The following is a 16,259-nucleotide window of genomic DNA, read 5'->3' as shown; positions in this document are numbered from 1 at the left end:
CATCCTAAAAGCAAACAAAATGGCAGTATCCCAACCTTTTAATTTCAAAAAATGGATAGATGAAAACAGGCATTTGCTAAAGCCGCCTGTTGGAAATCAGCAAGTTTTTAAAGGGAATGATGACTTTATCGTGATGGTAGTGGGAGGTCCCAATTCCCGTAAAGATTACCATTACGATGAGGGAGAAGAATTTTTCTACCAGTTGGAAGGAGATATTACTTTAAAAATTATTGAAGACGGCAAGCCTAAAGATATTCATATCAAAGAGGGAGAGATTTTTCTTTTACCGCCCAAGGTTCCTCACTCTCCAAGAAGACCTGCTAATACTGTCGGCCTGGTAATTGAACGCTATAGAAGGCCAGGGGAAAAGGATGGCTTTATTTGGCATTGCGAAAACTGCGGTGATTTGCTGTATGAAGAATATGTCGAGCTGACGGATATAGTAAATCAATTGCCTCCAATCATGGAGAGATTCTGGAACAATCCCGAACACACTACTTGTAAAAACTGCGGTACTGTCATGGAAAAGTAAGGTTTAAATTCAAACTTATCTTTTCACCCATCCTCAAACATATGCAATTTCCAGACTATCAATATTCAGAAGCATTCGCTCAAAAAATGGATCAGGAAGATCCTATGAGAAAATTTAGAAATGAGTTTCTATTCCCTAGAGTAAATGGAAAAGAAGCCATTTATTTCTGTGGAAACTCTCTAGGCTTACAACCCAAATCAGTCAAAAGCTATTTGGAAAAAGAACTTGAAAACTGGGGTAATTTAGCCGTGGATGGACATTTTCACGGGGAAGATGCCTGGTACCATATCCGAAAGAAGTCTAAGCCTGCATTATCAGAACTATTTGGTGCACATGAGCATGAGGTAGTGGCTATGAACAACCTGAGCGTGAACTTGCACCTTTTGATGGTTTCTTTTTACAGACCCACTAAGTCCAGAAATAAGATCATTATTGAAGCTGGGGCATTTCCTTCAGACCAGTATATGTTGGAAAGCCAGGTGAAATTTCATGGTTTAAATCCCGCTGAGGTCATCGTTGAGTTGAAGCCAAGAGAAGGCGAGCATACGCTAAGAACCGAAGATATTCTTGCAGAGATTAAAAAGCAGGGAGATTCATTGTCTTTGGTCAATATGGCAGGCCTTCAATACTACACAGGTCAGCTTTTTGATATGAAAGCCATTTCCCAAGCTGCACATTCCGTTGGAGCTTTCGCTGGATTTGATTTGGCCCACGCTGCAGGAAATATTCCTCTGAAGCTTCATGATTGGGAAGTGGATTTCGCTACTTGGTGCAGTTATAAGTATTTGAACTCAGGCCCGGGAAATGTCTCGGGGATCTATGTGCATGAGAAATATGCCGAAAGTCCGGATTTACCTAGGTTTGCAGGCTGGTGGGGGCATGATGAGGGACAGCGCTTTCTGATGGAAAAGGGATTTATCCCCATGCATGGAGCAGACGGCTGGCAATTGGCCAACAGTAATGTTTTGGCATTGGCGGCTCATCAGGCCTCTTTAGATATTTTTCAGGAGGCTGGAATTGAAAACCTTCGGAAAAAAAGCTTTTTGCTAACTGGTTATCTGGAGTTTTTGATCAAGAAAATCAGTGGTGAATCCGGTGTTTTGGAAATAATTACCCCTGAAAATCAATTGGAAAGAGGTTGCCAGTTATCTTTGCACATTCATAGAGGCGGAAAAGCCGTCTTTGATGAATGGTACAAACACGGAGTTGTTGGAGATTGGAGAAATCCAAATGTGATTCGTCTGGCTCCTACTCCACTTTACAATAGCTTTGAGGATGTATTCCGATTTGCACAGATATTGGAACAATCTATAGAAAAATTCGCTTAAAAGAGCGAGGATCAACCAATCCTTATGAGTTCGAGCATGATACAGTTGATGAACAGAAGTCTAATCACCCAGCATGCGAGATATTTCCGAGTGGAGCATCCAACAAGTGGAGCTATTCGGGAAAGGCTTAAGGCCTTTTAAAAAGCGATCATAATCTCATGAAACAAAACGAAATCACCATCCTTGGCGCCGGATTAATCGGATCATTGATGGCCATATATCTTAAGCGTCAAGGTCTGGATGTTTCTGTCTACGACAAAAGGCCTGATAAACGCAAAACGCCTTATTACGAAGGAGGAAGATCTATCAACATGGCTCTGAGCCATAGAGGATGGAAAAGTTTGGAGCAGGTTGGTCTGAAAGATAAAGTTCTTCCTTTAGCGATTCCAATGTATGGAAGAAAAGTCCATGATGAGCATGGAGGAACCACTTTCATTCCTTATGGGAAAAACAAGCAAGCGATTTATTCTATTTCCCGAGGAAAATTCAATCAACTTCTCGCTGAGGAGGCAGAGCGCTTAGGTGCTGTGATCAATTTTGAGCACAAATGCGTGGATGTTGATTTTTCTAATCAGGAAATAACCTTCGAAACCAAAGAAGGAATTTATAAGAAAGAAGCACCGGTAATTATTGGTGCAGATGGAGCCTACTCTTCTTTGAGAATGGCTATGCAAAAGCAAATTCGATTTAATTACAAGCAGGAATATATTTCTCATGGCTATAAGGAATTGACGATTCCGGCAACTTCCAAAGGGGAGTTTGCAATGGACCCTAATGCCTTGCATATCTGGCCAAGGGGAAAATTTATGCTGATAGCACTTCCCAATCCAGACAAGTCCTTTACCTGCACTTTGTTTCTTCCTTTTGAGGGAAGTAAAGTTTGCTTTGAAAAAATCAATGATGATTCAGATTTGGAATCTGTTTTCAAGCATTATTTTGATGATGCTTATCAGTTGATGCCCAACTTAAAGGAGGAATATTTTAAAAACCCTACAGCAGCACTAATCAATATTGAGTGTTATCCTTGGGTTCAAGGGCACAGTATCTTATTGGGAGATGCATCCCATGCGATGGTTCCATTCTATGGTCAGGGAATGAATTGCGGATTTGAGGACTGCTATATTTTAAATAGCTATCTGGATAAATTCGGTCACAATTCTTGGGACTTGGTATTTGAAAAATTCCAGAAGCAACGTAAGCCTGATACAGACGCAATTTGCCAATTAGCGATGGAAAACTTCGTGGAAATGCGTGATTCTGTAGCAGATCCTAAATTTATTCTTAGGAAAAAGATTGAGGCAAAATTGCACGATTTATATCCTAATGACTGGATTCCTTTGTATTCCATGGTTACTTTTTCCGATATGGGATATGCAGAAGCCTATGCTCAAGGAAAATTACAGGAAGCAGTAATGGATAAGGTGATGGCAGATCCTTTAATCACCGAAAATTGGGACAAGCTGGACTACGAAGAAATCATCAATATCATGGAAACTGCGAAAGCAGTATAACTTTTAATAGCAATATGCAGAAACCCGATTTTAACATCGAAGAAGTTAATAAGATTATCCGTGGACGAAGATCCATGTTCGTAGCTCAATTCAAAGAGAATGACCCCGTAGATGACAGCATCATTGAAGAAATGTTGGAAAACGCAAATTGGGCACCTACTCACAAATTGACCCAACCTTGGAGATTTATTGTTTACACTGGTGAGGGCTTGAAAAAATTTGCTGATTATCAGGCCGAGTTGTACAAGAAAAGGGCAGAAAAGAATAGGACCCCATTTATTGAAGCTACCTACCAAAAATTCAAAGAGAATCCTCTAAAAGCATCTCATGTCATTGCAATTTTGATGAAAAGAACCGAGGGTTCTGGTATTCCTGTGATGGAAGAAATCGCAGCAGTTTCTATGGCCGTTCAAAATATGTATCTCACTGCTTCCGCTCATGGCTTAGCAGCTTATTGGGGTACTGGTGGACCGACGTTTTGGGAAGAAGCCAGAGAAGATTTTGGACTGGAGGGCGAAGATATGCTGATGGGCTTCTTTTATGTTGCAAAGCCAGCTACTGAAAACTGGCCAGCAGGAAAAAGAGAGCCAATTGCTGATAAAGTTGGCTGGATAAGAGAATAAAAAAAGAGGCTGGTTTCTATCAAACCAGCCTCTTTTGATTTAAAATCCCACAAAAGCAGGAGGCTCTACACCATTTGCTCTAAGGTATGCAATGGCAGCTCCTCTATGATGAGTGCTGTGATCCATGATTAGGGCCAAAACTTGTCTTCGAGTTACTTTATTTCCAAAAACCTCTATTTGTTCCCCAGCTTTTTCGGGTGTTAATGCCTTGGCGGTTGCTGTTCCATAGTCATAGCATTTGGCAACATAATCTGCTAATTCAGCTTTTGACGCGGTTGCCACATCGATTGTAAAATCAAAATCTCCGCCTCCAAGGAATCCTTTCGAGATGCCTACAATGGCAGAACCAATATGATGAATTTGCTCCTTGAAACTCATGGCATCCGGATCAGTTTTGTAATCCATTCCTGAGTCAGGCATTTTATTTAACACATCAATCGTAAACTGCTTACTGTTGTTCCATTTGCTCACAAACTCCTCCATGGTAGTTTGGGCATTCGCATAGCCTGAAGCCAGCATCATCATTCCTGCAGCTAGGCTGAAAATCAGGGTACTTATTGTCTTTTTCATAGGAAACTATGGTTGGTTACATGTTAAATTTCCATTATTCCAAGTTCAAATCAAATTCAAAAGACTAATTTTAAAGCATGAAGAGAATGGTATTGGCTGGCATATTTTTAATTGCTCTAATGGGATGTGAGGAAAACTATCTTCCCAAACCTCCAGGATATAATAGAATTGATTTACCAAATCATAGCTACCAGCCTCTATCAGGTGATTATGCATATCAATTTGAGTTATCCGTTCACAGTAGAGTTGAGCCAGATTCCTTTAATTTGGCGGAGAAAAATTGGATTAATTTAAGCTATCCGAACTTTGGAGCTAAAGTTCACTTGACCTACAAGCCGATCACCCAGACTCAGGATTTCAGAACTTTGTCAACGGATGCCTTTAAGTTGACAGCCAAGCATCAAATCAAAGCCTATGGAATCGAAGAGTCGGTCTTGGTAACGCCCAATGGATATACGGGTGTCGTGGCAGAATTACAGGGAGAAGTACCTACCCAATTTCAGTTCTTTGTTACAGATTCCACAGAGCATTTCCTTCGTGGAGCCTTGTATTTTAATACAGCTATGAAAAATGATTCGTTGGCACCTGTAATAGAATACATCAAGGTGGACATGGCCCACCTGATGAATTCAGTGAAATTTCGGGATTAACGCAGATTTTTCCAGGATTTAATAATTATCACTCCACCCACTATTGCCACTGCTGAAGCGATGATTGCTGGAAAGGTCTCACTGTAGATCCAGAAGCCAGTTGCAAATAATGCGGCGTATACCATGATGGAACCAATCAGCATCAAACCAATTTCTTTTGGAAGTTGGCCAACGGTCTGCTTCTCCTCAGGATATCTATCCAACACTTTTTTCCAACCATAAGCAGCCGGATATACTTTTCTATAAAAGCTGAGTAATACCTCGTCCTTTTCCGGTTGAGTCAGGAAAGTAACCAATAACCAGCCTACAGTTGTGATGGAAACTGAGTAGATGAGTTTGAGGTAAGCTTGATTTTCAGGAATTAAAATCCAGTTGACTTTAGGATTGATTACCTCAAAAAATATGGCTACTACAAATGAAATGGCCATAGCAGAAATCTCTGTGTAAGCGTTGATTCTCCACCAAAACCAACGAAGTATAAATATCAAGCCGGTACCCGCACCGATTTGGAGCAGAATGTTAAACGCATCCAAAGCAGAAGAAAGTGCTAAAGCCAAGAATGCTGACAATACCATTAATCCTACCGTGGAAATCCTACCCACAGCTACCAATTCTTTATCAGAAGCTTCCGGCTTTACAAAACGGAGATAAAAATCATTCACGATATATGAGGATCCCCAGTTAAGGTGTGTCGAAAGAGTTGACATGACCGCGGCAATCAATGAAGCCAATACAATTCCGATTAGGCCTGTAGGAAGGAAAGTAAGCATGGCTGAATAAGCTAAATCATCTCCTAATTTATCCACCGGAATCTGAGGGAATGCCTCCTGCATATCAGATATGTTAGGGAAAATCACCAATGAGGAAAGGGCTATTAATATCCAAGGCCAAGGTCTCATGGCATAATGGGCAATATTGAAAAATAAAGTAGCACCTACGGCATTTTTTTCATCTTTTGCCGAAAGCATACGCTGGGCGATATAGCCACCGCCACCTGGCTCAGCTCCTGGATACCAAGTGGCCCACCATTGAATTGCAATCGGAAGGATGAATAAAGGAATATACACATTGGGATCTGTGAAGTCCGGAACAAAATCCAATTTGTCTACCACATTTTCATGTGCCAAAAGATTATTCAGAGAGCCAATTTCTGGTAAATCCAAGATAAAATAAGCGGCTCCAAATGAACCTATCATGGCTATAAAAAACTGAAAGAAATCTGTCAATAAAACGCCTTTCAGACCTCCCAAAGAACTGTAAATCACCGTAACCACTGAGGCTATCAAAAGAGTCTGTACGGGAGAAAGCCCCAACATCACTCCACCGATTTTGATCGCAGCCAATGATACCGTAGCCATAATGACTACATTAAAGAAAATACCCAAATACAATGCTCTGAAAGCTCTCAGGAAAGCAGCACCTTTTCCAGAGTATCTCAATTCATAAAATTCCAAATCGGTGGTGACCTCGGATCTTCTCCAAAGTTTTGCATACACAAATACCGTAAGCATCCCTGTTAACAAAAATGCCCACCAGGCCCAGTTACCTCCTACTCCGTTTTTTCTGACTATATCGGTAACCAAGTTGGGAGTGTCTGCTGAAAAGGTGGTCGCTACCATTGATACCCCCAATAGCCACCAAGGCATATTTCTCCCGGAAAGGAAGAATTCTTTTGCTGAGCTTCCGGCTTTTTTGGAAGTGAAAATCCCTATCAAAAGGGATATGATAAAGAAGGCTGCAATGATGGCCCAGTCTAAAGTGCTGACATTCATGGGTGATGGGTTTATTTAATTCGCCCAAATAACAAAAAATTTATTAAAATGCCTTCTGGCTTTTTTAATAAATTTTAAAAACATTAAAAATTTTCGCTCTTTTGATAAAATTTCCTGAATTCAATGTCTAAAATGGGATCTGTTGTATTTTCAAACTATGAATGAAGCACTCTTTACAGCCATTTTTAAGGAATATGAATTAGGACCTATTTCCAAAGCTACCCTCACTGAATTGGGAGAGGGTTTGATTCATCAGACTTTTTTATTGAATACTCCAGAAGGTTTATTTGTTCTCCAAGCCTTTAATCGGGAAGTATTTCAATTCCCGGAAAGAATATCCTCCAATTTAAGCTTGCTGGCTGAATATAGAGACAGTCATCCATTTCAATATGATCTTCCTCTGCCTTTAAAGTCTGCTGAAGGAAAAAATATGATAGACTGGGAAGGGAAACTCTATCGGCTTTTTGATTTTGTTCAGGGCACCACTATTCAAGAAATCGAAAGTAAAGAGCAGGCATATGTTGCGGGGGAAGCGTATGGATTTTTCGCATCCTGGGCGAAGGATGTTGACCTCAGTCTTTATCAGGAAACTATTCCCAATTTTCATCGGTTGGACTTGCGGTATGAGAGGTTTTTGGAGGTGGCTAGTTCAAAGCAAAACCTTAATGAAGAGGAACAGTCAATTTTGATGTTTTATATCAACCAAAAGCCCTTAGTGGAGGCTTACAAATCCTGGATCTCCAATCTTCCCTTACGCTTAACCCATAATGACACCAAGATCAATAATTTGATTTTTTCTGAAAATGCTCAAAATGTGAAAGCCTTGATCGACTTGGATACCTTAATGCCAGGATATCTGCTTTATGATTTGGGAGACCTGATTCGTACAGTTGGCTGCTCGGTATCCGAAACAAGTATCAATTGGCCGGCTATCCATTTGAATATTGACGTTTATGAAGAGCTTCTAAAAGGGTATTGGTCAGGAATTAGAAGTATTGCAACTTCAGCGGAAAAAGAGTCATTGCTATTGGCAGGAGAAATCATGACTTGTATCATGGGATTGAGATTTTTTACGGATCATTTGATGGGGAATGTCTATTATAAGGTAAAGTACCCCGAGCAAAATCTTCACAGAGCGAAAAATCAGATGATCTTTTTAAAAGATCAGCAAGCCAAAAGAAAGATTCTTGAAGAGATAGGAAATAAAGTTTGTCTTTAAACCAGTAGGACCTGACAATTTTAGTCAAAAACTTGGCTTTTGATGCTTACCCGATTTAATTTGCTTTCCTCTAAAACCAGAATCTCTTGTCCGGATTTTTCGACACAAAAATTGAATTTCTAAAAGGTGTTGGTCCCCAACGGGCGGATTTGCTGAATAAGGAGCTTTCAATTTTTTCTTATGGAGATTTGTTACAGCATTACCCTTTTCGCTACGAAGATAGAAGCAAGTTTTATAAAATCCGGGAGCTCCATGAGGAGTTAGAAAATGTCCAAGTAATCGCCCGGATTTTGAAAGTGGAGCTGATTGGAATGGGCGGAAAAAGGCGACTGGTAGCTCATGTGGCTGATGAAACCGGAGAAATGGAAATGACTTGGTTTAAGGGAATTCAATGGGTCCAAAAGAAATTGCCAACTGGGGCGGTATTCATATTTTTTGGAAAGCCTGCTCAGTTTGGGAGAAAATGGAGTATCGCCCATCCAGAGATGGAACCACTATCCCAAGCTTCGGAAAAGAGAAATAATTTTCAGCCGGTTTATTCAACTACGGAAAAGCTGAGAGCCCGCTTTTTGGATAGTAGAGGGATTTCCAAAATCATGGAGCAGTTGGTGCAGGCCTGCTATCCTCATATTCAGGAAACACTTCCTCAGGAGATCCTTCAACAATATCAACTGATTGGAAAAAGAGAAGCTGTTAAGGAAATACATTTTCCATCGGAGCCAGGCCTTTTACACCGAGCCAGGAAACGCCTAAAGTTCGAAGAGTTTTTCTTTTTACAGTTGAGGCTTTTGATGATGAAAGTTGCCAGAACTGAAAAGTTCAAGGGACAAGTTTTGGACAACACGGAATTGTTGACTGATTTCTACCAAAATCATATTCCTTTTGAATTAACCAATGCACAAAAGCGTGTTATTCGAGAGGCCTATCATGATCTTAAGTCAGGTAAGCAGATGAATCGCCTGGTACAGGGAGATGTAGGAAGTGGAAAGACCATGGTCGCTTTTATTTGTATGTTGATAGCGATCAGTTCCGGTGCACAGGCATGTTTGATGGCTCCAACTGAGATTTTGGCAAATCAGCATTATGAGGGCCTGAAAGAGTTTGCGGATATGATGGGTTTGAAAATCGCAATCCTCACCGGCTCTGTTAAAAAATCAGCCAGGAAAATAATACATGAAGAACTGCTGTCGGGCGAATTGAAAATTCTCATTGGAACCCATGCATTGTTGGAAGATATAGTACAGTTTCAAAATTTGGGTTTGGCCATTGTAGATGAGCAGCATCGCTTTGGAGTAGCTCAAAGAGCGAAGCTTTGGGCAAAAAATGAGGAATTTCTCCCCCATGTGTTAGTCATGACTGCAACGCCAATTCCCAGGACTTTGGCGATGACCCTTTATGGAGATTTGGATGTGTCGGTGATTGATGAATTACCTGCCGGAAGAAAACCAATACAAACAGTGCATCGATATGATAAAGACCGCTTAAAAGTATTTGGTTTTATCAATCAGGAAATTCAAAAAGGGAGACAGGTATACATTGTTTACCCTTTGATAGAAGATTCAGAAACTTTAGATCTAAAGTCCTTGATGGATGGCTATGAAAGTATAGCCCGTGCATTTCCACAATATCCACTGAGCATTGTTCATGGATCCATGAAGTCAGATGCCAAAGATTATGAAATGCAACGTTTCGTGAAGGGGGAAACCAAAATCATGGTTGCCACTACAGTGATTGAAGTAGGCGTGAATGTTCCAAATGCTTCTGTAATGGTGATTGAAAATGCAGAGCGATTTGGCTTGTCTCAGCTCCATCAGTTGAGAGGTCGGGTGGGTAGAGGTGCCGAGCAGAGTTATTGCATTTTGATGAGTAAGTACGAGCTAAGCAAGGATTCTAGGGTTAGACTGGAGACCATGGTTAGAACCAATGATGGATTTGAGATAGCAGATGTAGATTTGAGGCTGAGGGGGCCGGGAGATTTGATGGGAACACAGCAAAGTGGAGTTACGGATTTGTTGATCGCGGATTTAAGTAAAGATGCCCCAATTTTGACTTTGGCGAGGGATGCTGCTCAACAGATTTTAGCGAATGATCCGAATTTAGCATTGCCTGAGAATGCGCCGATCTTAAGGCAAGTTAGGCAGCAGAAGAAAACGGCCATGAATTGGAGTAGGATATCCTAATTTGCTCGCAACGACGCAGCTATTTAATCTCCTGCAAAGAAAAGAAGTGGCAAAGGAAAAGTTTAAAGTTTGGTCGTCACTGCGAGCGCAGCTTGCGGAGCGCGGCAGTCTCAAATTCTCTCGCCAAGATGCAGCGATTTGATCTCCCGCAAAGAAAAGAAGTCGCAAAGTTCTTTAATGGCTATGTTTCCTATCATTCCTATGTGGTTTAAAAGAATAACTTGCTTAAAAACAACAGTGCAGAGATTTTTATCCGCTCTCAAAAATCTGTGAGAAACCTGCCAGGACCTCAGACAGGTCCGCGACAATGAAATCAATTGCTAAAAAAGCCTTAAAAGTCCCTATTCCCCTCGTAATTCGTAACTCAAAAATCGTAAATTCCTCCACAAACCTTACCTTTGTACTTCTCCAAAAACCCAAATCCCCATGCCTAACACGATCATTTTTACCAAAGAAGCTCCAGCTCCAATCGGTCCATATTCTCAAGCAGTTCTAGCTGGAAATACCCTATATGTTTCTGGTCAAATAGCACTGGATGCAGAAACTGGCGACTTAATCAACGAGAATATTACAGAAGAAACACATGCGGTCATGAAAAATCTGGAAGCGGTGTTAAGAGCCGCCAACTTTAGTTTCTCCGATGTGGTCAAGTGCACCATATTTATTCAAAACATGGATCAGTTTGGTGTCATCAATGATGCCTATGGTCAATATTTTAAAAACAACCCTCCAGCGAGAGAAACAGTGGAGGTAAGTCGATTGCCTAAACATGTGAATGTTGAGATTTCTTGCGTTGCGGTGAAATAAAATTTGTCAAGCCTGTTTACCCTTTGGCAATTTCCTTTCCCATATTTAGGAAAATCCAGCGGTGAACAGGCTTCACTATTTTCCAATAATAGCGTCCCCATTTTCCCTCAGGATAAAAACGCACAGTTTGGATCAGCTCATTGTAGCCTATCTTCCACTCCAAAAAAACTTTGCCCGGCAAATTCATTTCTGCCTCCAATTCTAAAATTCCCTCTCTTTTATCTGCCTGACAAACTTTCCAAAAGTCAATTGGATCCCCTTTTTTCAATTCAGTGGCCAATATTCTCCCTTTTCTAAAGCCTATTCCTCCTGTGAATTGATCTAGAAGCCCCCTGATTCTCCATAATTTTGTCCCAAAATACCAGCCATTTTCCCCTCCGATTCTCCAAACTTTTTCCACAACAGCGTCTTTATTAACCTCAATAGGAAAATACATTTTTTCGATGATTTCCTGAGGATTGGACTGAAAGATCTTAATTTTGATTGGAGACTTTTTCACAAAGTGATAACCCAATCGACTACATTTAGTTAATTAAGCATGAACTTCATTCCCTTTCAAAGCGAAACTTTAGTCAGCGCACTTTCTAAGGAAGAGGTCATGGAACATATTTCTAAAAAAACGTTGGAGGTCAACTTTTTAGATAAAAGAACTGAAAGCTCCAAAAATGTGGCTTTTAATGGAATTGTGGGAAAAAACAGTTTTCGAATTTCCAGAGTCATCAATCGAAGCAATACTTTCCTTCCTTTGATTCTGGGGGAAGTGGAGGATACTGCCAGAGGTTCTATCTTATTTTTGGAATACAAGCTTTTTCCAGGAGCTCTCTTTTTTGTGGTTTTCTGGAGCATCATCCTCTTGGCTTTTTCAGCCTTTTTCTTCGGATTAGCTCAAAATCTTTTGAATGGAAGCATTTGCTTAGTTTTGGCAGTTCTGAATTATGCCTTGGCGCTTTTTTTCTTTCATCGTCAGGTTAAGATCTCGCGAAAGGAATTCCATCAGTTGATCAACTTACAAATCAAGGATTAAATCCTTCTTATCTAGGGAAAAAGGGCTTTTAGAATTATTTTAGCGGCCTGAATTAAGAACTCGATAAATCCTATAGCATGAGCATTCGAATAGAAAAAGACACCATGGGACCTGTAGAGGTGCCTGCGGACAAATACTGGGGTGCACAAACCCAACGTTCCATTAATAATTTCAAAATCGGCGGTGAAAAAAACCGGATGCCAATTGAAATTATTCAGGCATTTGCCATTTTGAAAAAAGCAGCTGCTCAAACTAACGCAGAATTAGGCGTTCTTTCCCAAGAAAAAGCCGATGTGATTTCTAAGGTTTGTGATGAAATTCTTGCCGGTAAACTGGATGATCAGTTTCCATTGGTGGTTTGGCAGACTGGTTCCGGTACTCAGTCCAATATGAACTCCAATGAGGTCATCGCCTATAGAGCACACGTGCTCATGGGGGGTTCTTTGGAAGATGAAAAGAAAAAAATCCACCCTAACGACGACGTCAACAAGTCCCAGTCTTCTAATGACACCTATCCAACAGCTATGCACATCGCTGCATATAAAATGGTGGTCGAAACCACTATTCCTGGTGTGCAAAAATTGAGAGATACCTTAGACGCAAAAGCAAAAGCCTTCAAAGATGTGGTGAAAATAGGTAGAACTCACTTTATGGACGCAACTCCATTGACATTGGGACAGGAGTTTAGCGGATATGTGGCTCAATTGGATCATGGCTTGAGAGCTTTGAAAAATACCTTAAGCCATTTATCTGAATTGGCATTAGGCGGTACAGCTGTTGGAACAGGCCTCAACACTCCAAAAGGGTATTCAGAATTAGTAGCAAAGAAAATTGCTGAATTCGCGGGTCAGCCTTTTGTGACGGCACCAAATAAATTTGAAGCATTAGCCGCCCATGACGGAATGGTAGAGGCTCACGGAGCCCTAAAACAATTGGCCGTTTCCCTAATGAAAATTGCTAATGATATCCGAATGCTATCTTCAGGCCCAAGATCAGGAATCGGTGAGATTCTAATCCCTGAAAACGAGCCAGGATCTTCCATTATGCCAGGAAAAGTCAACCCAACTCAAGTGGAAGCCATGACCATGGTGGCCGCTCAAGTGATGGGAAATGACGTAGCCATATCAATTGGAGGTTCCAATGGACACTTCGAGCTAAACGTATTCAAGCCAATGATCGCCGCCAACTTCCTTCAGTCTGCAAGATTGATCGGTGATGCCTGTGTTTCCTTCAATGACAACTGTGCTGTGGGAATCGAACCAAATACGCCAATGATTCAGCGTCATTTGGAAAACTCTCTGATGCTGGTAACCGCATTGAATACACATATCGGCTATGAAAATGCAGCAGCTATTGCTAAAAAAGCGCATAAAGAGGGTACTAGCTTACGTGAAGCAGCCATTGCTTTGGGACTTCTTACTTCCGAACAGTTTGACGAGTGGGTGAAGCCTGAGGATATGATAGGAAGCCTGAAATAAGTATGAATTTAGAAGTTTGAATTCTGAAAAAATCTAAGATTATAAAGCCTCTCCTGCGATGGGGAGGCTTTTTTATTTTTTGGATATCCGCTTTTTTACCAGTATTGACAAAAAAATGGCTTATTGTCGGCTGAAAGGATCAGAATCCGGAAGCTTCGGTCTTCGGTCATCGGTCTTCCAACCAGTCAAGCAAGGAAAATAAGGCAACTGGCATGATTGCGGATAATCAGATTATTTTTTAAATCAAGCCAATTTCAATAAGAAAGGAAGCCATTAATTAAGCGTGAGCCCTTTCAGCCTTCTCACTTTAGCCTTTTGACTTTCTTAACTTTTCCACAAATAAGGAAACAAAATATAGCCTGCTGCCGCCACAATGGCATTAATTGCAAAAAGGCTCAAAAGCTTATCTACGCTCACGGACCAATCCAATCCATCCAAGGCATTTTTGGAAATTCTGATAGCCATTAGCAATATGGGGATGATCACCGGGAAACTCAAAATTGCCATCAGAGTGGCATTATTTCCGGCTTTGGAAGCTATACCAGAGACCATTGTCAAACTTGCGGAAAAGCCCATGGCTCCCAAGACTAAATTCAATAAGAACAAACCCTGATCCTGCACAGGGTTACCCAGAATCACCGAGAAAACCCCATAACCCAGCAAGGCCAAAATCAGGGTTAGGCCGGTGTTATAAATAATTTTTGAAAGGATGATCGCTTCAGGCGATGCAATCATGTAGTAGTATAATTGCCTTCCCTGATGCTCTTGTACAAAACTTTTCGCCACTGCATTGACTGCAGAAAAAAGAATAATAATCCAATACAATGCATTCCAGGTAGGTACCGAAAGGTTACCCATCTTAGCTCCTACACTTAAGTAGGTAATAAAAACAGCTGAAATCACATATAGCAGTATTCCGTTGAGGGCATATTTTTGCCTCCACTCTAAGGTGATTTCTTTTTGAATCAAAATGCCGATTTCCTTCAACATGCCTCAAAGATAGGAATAGAACTTAATTCGGCGCCTTTCTGTGTTTGGTTCCTTGCTCATAAGCATAGGTTAGCTTTACTAAGGTTTTTTCATCAAATACCCTTCCCAAAAACTGAATTCCTGCCGGCAAATTCCCCGACAAAAAACCCATAGGTACAGTAAAGGCAGGCTGCCCAGTATGCGGTGCAATGATTTGAGAGTTGTCACCCTTATATTCTTCCTGAAAATTAGCGATGGTGGCAGCAGGTTGGTTCCAGCTCGGATAAACCAAGACATCAAGATTCAAAGAGTCCATGGTTTTTTCAATTGCTTCCCGAAAAGCTACCCTTTTCACGTCCGTGAAAGCATCTCCGCAAGGGACCTCTGAATTTTGCCCTCTGCCTAAATTGGTGATAAACATTTCTATTCTGGTCCTTGCAAAATCAGACTTGGTGCCTATTCTTACTACATCCTCCAATCTTGACAAAGTATCGCGTTTGACATATTCAGCTAAAAATTCCTCCAGATCTTTTCGAAAATCTGCGCACCACTGATTTTGTCTAAGCTCTTGAAAATTTTCTACCTCCACCGAATCTACAATTACAGCTCCCAAGCCAGCCATATCTTTCAATGCTTGATTGAAAAGGTCTGAAATTTCAGGATGTACTTTATTTTCACTCAAGGTCCTAAAAACACCAATTCTAGCTCCTTGAAGGCCATTCTTGTCTAAAAAGTCCATATAGGATTCAGGAATTTTCCCTTCGGAAAAATTGGTAATCGGGTCTTTGGGATCTTTTCCAGCCATGATATCCAGCATGCGAGTGGCGTCTTCAACTGTGCGACACATGGGGCCTACGACATCATTTCTTAAATAAAGCGGAACAATGCCTTCCCTGCTAATTAACCCTAAGCTAGTTCGAAAACCTACCAAAGCATTATGAGAAGAAGGACCCCTGATGGAATTTCCTGTATCCGTACCAATCCCCAAAGTTCCAAAATTTGCAGCAACAGCAGCACCTGTTCCACCACTTGATCCTGCAGGTACATGATCTAAATTGTAGGGATTTCTAGTGATGCCTTTAGTGGAACTTTCAGAATGCATAGGGCTAAAAGCCCACTCTGCCATATTGGATTTAGCCAATACGATAGCTCCCGCCTCTTCCAGTTTTTGAATGATAAAAGCATCCGTTTCAGGATAAAAGTCCTTCAAGGCCAAGGTACCAGCGCTAGTTGGCAGACCAATGGTGTTGATGTTGTCCTTGACAATTACTGGAATTCCGTGCAAGGGGCGCAAATTTCCTGTCGCTGCAAATTCTGCGTCCAAGGCTCTTGCTCTTCCAATTGCCACGGGATTGATCTCAGAAATGGAATTGATCGCAGAATCGTTTTCCTCTATGCGATAGATATAGGCTCTGACCAGATCCTCCGCTGTATAGTCTCCGTTTTTATAGGCCTCATGGATTTGAGAAATCGTGAGCTCCTCTAAAGAGATGTCTTTCTTTGTATTACATGAAAAGAAAAGACCTAAAACTCCAATGATACAGATGAAATGCTTCATCAGGGAATTTAGAATTTTATTTTGAGATTTATTTATTC

The 16,259-nt window shown here is 41.0% G+C and carries 15 protein-coding genes; 10 read left to right on the top strand and 5 right to left on the bottom strand.

Translation table 11 applies throughout. The features are described 5' to 3' along the window. Positions 1–19: 19 nt before the first annotated feature. From FL972_RS13315 to FL972_RS13300, 4 genes are all read left to right on the top strand, one after another. Positions 20–532 (top strand): 3-hydroxyanthranilate 3,4-dioxygenase, encoded by a 513-nt coding sequence (locus FL972_RS13315; RefSeq protein ID WP_144605949.1) that lies wholly within the window; start codon positions 20–22, stop codon positions 530–532. A gap of 41 nt (positions 533–573) precedes the next feature. After that, complete coding sequence (kynU, locus tag FL972_RS13310) at positions 574–1,860, top strand: kynureninase (RefSeq protein ID WP_144605948.1); 1,287 nt, start codon at positions 574–576, stop codon at positions 1,858–1,860. Between the two features lie 158 nt (positions 1,861–2,018). Continuing rightward, the gene (locus FL972_RS13305) at positions 2,019–3,371 is read left to right on the top strand and encodes an FAD-dependent oxidoreductase (protein WP_091653353.1); all 1,353 of its coding nucleotides are present in this window, start codon (positions 2,019–2,021) and stop codon (positions 3,369–3,371) included. A 14-nt stretch (positions 3,372–3,385) separates the two neighbouring features. Then, positions 3,386–3,994 (top strand): nitroreductase family protein, encoded by a 609-nt coding sequence (locus FL972_RS13300; RefSeq protein ID WP_144605947.1) that lies wholly within the window; start codon positions 3,386–3,388, stop codon positions 3,992–3,994. A 39-nt stretch (positions 3,995–4,033) separates the two neighbouring features. Here FL972_RS13300 and FL972_RS13295 read toward each other — a convergent pair whose 3' ends face one another. Beyond that, the gene (locus tag FL972_RS13295) at positions 4,034–4,564 is read right to left on the bottom strand and encodes a DinB family protein (protein ID WP_091653350.1); all 531 of its coding nucleotides are present in this window, start codon (positions 4,562–4,564) and stop codon (positions 4,034–4,036) included. 77 nt (positions 4,565–4,641) lie between these two features. Between FL972_RS13295 and gldD the strand changes: the two genes are divergently transcribed. Next, positions 4,642–5,214 carry a gliding motility lipoprotein GldD gene (gldD, locus tag FL972_RS13290; protein WP_144605946.1) on the top strand — a complete coding sequence of 191 codons (573 nt, stop codon included), beginning with the start codon at positions 4,642–4,644 and terminating at the stop codon, positions 5,212–5,214. Here the strand turns inward: gldD and FL972_RS13285 are convergent. Then, positions 5,211–6,986: a sodium:solute symporter family protein gene (locus FL972_RS13285; protein WP_144605945.1), complete on the bottom strand. Its 1,776-nt coding sequence runs from the start codon at positions 6,984–6,986 to the stop codon at positions 5,211–5,213. The two genes, gldD and FL972_RS13285, sit on opposite strands and share 4 nt — an antisense overlap. 157 nt (positions 6,987–7,143) lie before the next feature. On the opposite strand from FL972_RS13285, the gene FL972_RS13280 reads away from it, so the two are divergent. The 3 genes from FL972_RS13280 (at position 7,144) to FL972_RS13270 (ending at position 11,192) form a co-directional block, all read left to right on the top strand. After that, positions 7,144–8,205: a phosphotransferase enzyme family protein gene (locus tag FL972_RS13280; RefSeq protein WP_144605944.1), complete on the top strand. Its 1,062-nt coding sequence runs from the start codon at positions 7,144–7,146 to the stop codon at positions 8,203–8,205. Positions 8,206–8,291: 86 nt separating this feature from the next. Then, positions 8,292–10,385: an ATP-dependent DNA helicase RecG gene (gene recG, locus FL972_RS13275; RefSeq protein WP_144605943.1), complete on the top strand. Its 2,094-nt coding sequence runs from the start codon at positions 8,292–8,294 to the stop codon at positions 10,383–10,385. A gap of 426 nt (positions 10,386–10,811) precedes the next feature. Continuing rightward, positions 10,812–11,192, top strand: coding sequence for a RidA family protein (locus tag FL972_RS13270; protein WP_144605942.1), 381 nt, complete (start codon positions 10,812–10,814; stop codon positions 11,190–11,192). Positions 11,193–11,208: 16 nt separating this feature from the next. On the opposite strand, the gene FL972_RS13265 is transcribed toward FL972_RS13270, so the two are convergent. Further along, entirely contained in the window at positions 11,209–11,628 is a 420-nt protein-coding gene (locus tag FL972_RS13265) for a DUF2867 domain-containing protein (protein WP_144605941.1), read from the bottom strand. Between the two features lie 102 nt (positions 11,629–11,730). Between FL972_RS13265 and FL972_RS13260 the strand changes: the two genes are divergently transcribed. Both FL972_RS13260 and fumC read left to right on the top strand, forming a co-directional pair. Continuing rightward, positions 11,731–12,216, top strand: coding sequence for a hypothetical protein (locus FL972_RS13260; protein WP_144605940.1), 486 nt, complete (start codon positions 11,731–11,733; stop codon positions 12,214–12,216). Positions 12,217–12,293: 77 nt separating this feature from the next. Beyond that, complete coding sequence (gene fumC / locus FL972_RS13255) at positions 12,294–13,694, top strand: class II fumarate hydratase (protein WP_144605939.1); 1,401 nt, start codon at positions 12,294–12,296, stop codon at positions 13,692–13,694. A 324-nt stretch (positions 13,695–14,018) separates the two neighbouring features. Here the strand turns inward: fumC and FL972_RS13250 are convergent, their stop codons facing one another. Further along, on the bottom strand, positions 14,019–14,684 hold the full coding sequence (locus FL972_RS13250) for a heme exporter protein CcmB (RefSeq protein WP_091653335.1): 666 nt from the start codon (positions 14,682–14,684) through the stop codon (positions 14,019–14,021). Positions 14,685–14,706: 22 nt separating this feature from the next. Beyond that, positions 14,707–16,221, bottom strand: coding sequence for an amidase (locus FL972_RS13245; RefSeq protein ID WP_144605938.1), 1,515 nt, complete (start codon positions 16,219–16,221; stop codon positions 14,707–14,709). Between the last annotated feature and the right edge of the window lie 38 nt (positions 16,222–16,259).

Origin of the sequence: Algoriphagus algorifonticola, from assembly GCF_007655305.1 — a bacterium.
Lineage (GTDB): Bacteria > Bacteroidota > Bacteroidia > Cytophagales > Cyclobacteriaceae > Algoriphagus > Algoriphagus algorifonticola.
This window is presented reverse-complemented; position numbering and strand designations above follow the sequence as displayed.

What these genes read in the sequence shown, in the direction of transcription:
- fumC (WP_144605939.1), top strand. Translation starts at nt 12,294, where the DNA reads ATGAGCATTCGAATAGAAAAAGACACCATGGGACCTGTAGAGGTGCCT.
- FL972_RS13315 (WP_144605949.1), top strand. Translation starts at nt 20, where the DNA reads ATGGCAGTATCCCAACCTTTTAATTTCAAAAAATGGATAGATGAAAAC.
- FL972_RS13295 (WP_091653350.1), bottom strand. Translation starts at nt 4,564, where the DNA reads ATGAAAAAGACAATAAGTACCCTGATTTTCAGCCTAGCTGCAGGAATG.
- gldD (WP_144605946.1), top strand. Translation starts at nt 4,642, where the DNA reads ATGAAGAGAATGGTATTGGCTGGCATATTTTTAATTGCTCTAATGGGA.
- FL972_RS13285 (WP_144605945.1), bottom strand. Translation starts at nt 6,986, where the DNA reads ATGAATGTCAGCACTTTAGACTGGGCCATCATTGCAGCCTTCTTTATC.
- kynU (WP_144605948.1), top strand. Translation starts at nt 574, where the DNA reads ATGCAATTTCCAGACTATCAATATTCAGAAGCATTCGCTCAAAAAATG.
- FL972_RS13300 (WP_144605947.1), top strand. Translation starts at nt 3,386, where the DNA reads ATGCAGAAACCCGATTTTAACATCGAAGAAGTTAATAAGATTATCCGT.
- FL972_RS13280 (WP_144605944.1), top strand. Translation starts at nt 7,144, where the DNA reads ATGAATGAAGCACTCTTTACAGCCATTTTTAAGGAATATGAATTAGGA.
- FL972_RS13270 (WP_144605942.1), top strand. Translation starts at nt 10,812, where the DNA reads ATGCCTAACACGATCATTTTTACCAAAGAAGCTCCAGCTCCAATCGGT.
- FL972_RS13245 (WP_144605938.1), bottom strand. Translation starts at nt 16,221, where the DNA reads ATGAAGCATTTCATCTGTATCATTGGAGTTTTAGGTCTTTTCTTTTCA.
- FL972_RS13265 (WP_144605941.1), bottom strand. Translation starts at nt 11,628, where the DNA reads ATGTATTTTCCTATTGAGGTTAATAAAGACGCTGTTGTGGAAAAAGTT.
- FL972_RS13250 (WP_091653335.1), bottom strand. Translation starts at nt 14,684, where the DNA reads ATGTTGAAGGAAATCGGCATTTTGATTCAAAAAGAAATCACCTTAGAG.
- FL972_RS13260 (WP_144605940.1), top strand. Translation starts at nt 11,731, where the DNA reads ATGAACTTCATTCCCTTTCAAAGCGAAACTTTAGTCAGCGCACTTTCT.
- FL972_RS13305 (WP_091653353.1), top strand. Translation starts at nt 2,019, where the DNA reads ATGAAACAAAACGAAATCACCATCCTTGGCGCCGGATTAATCGGATCA.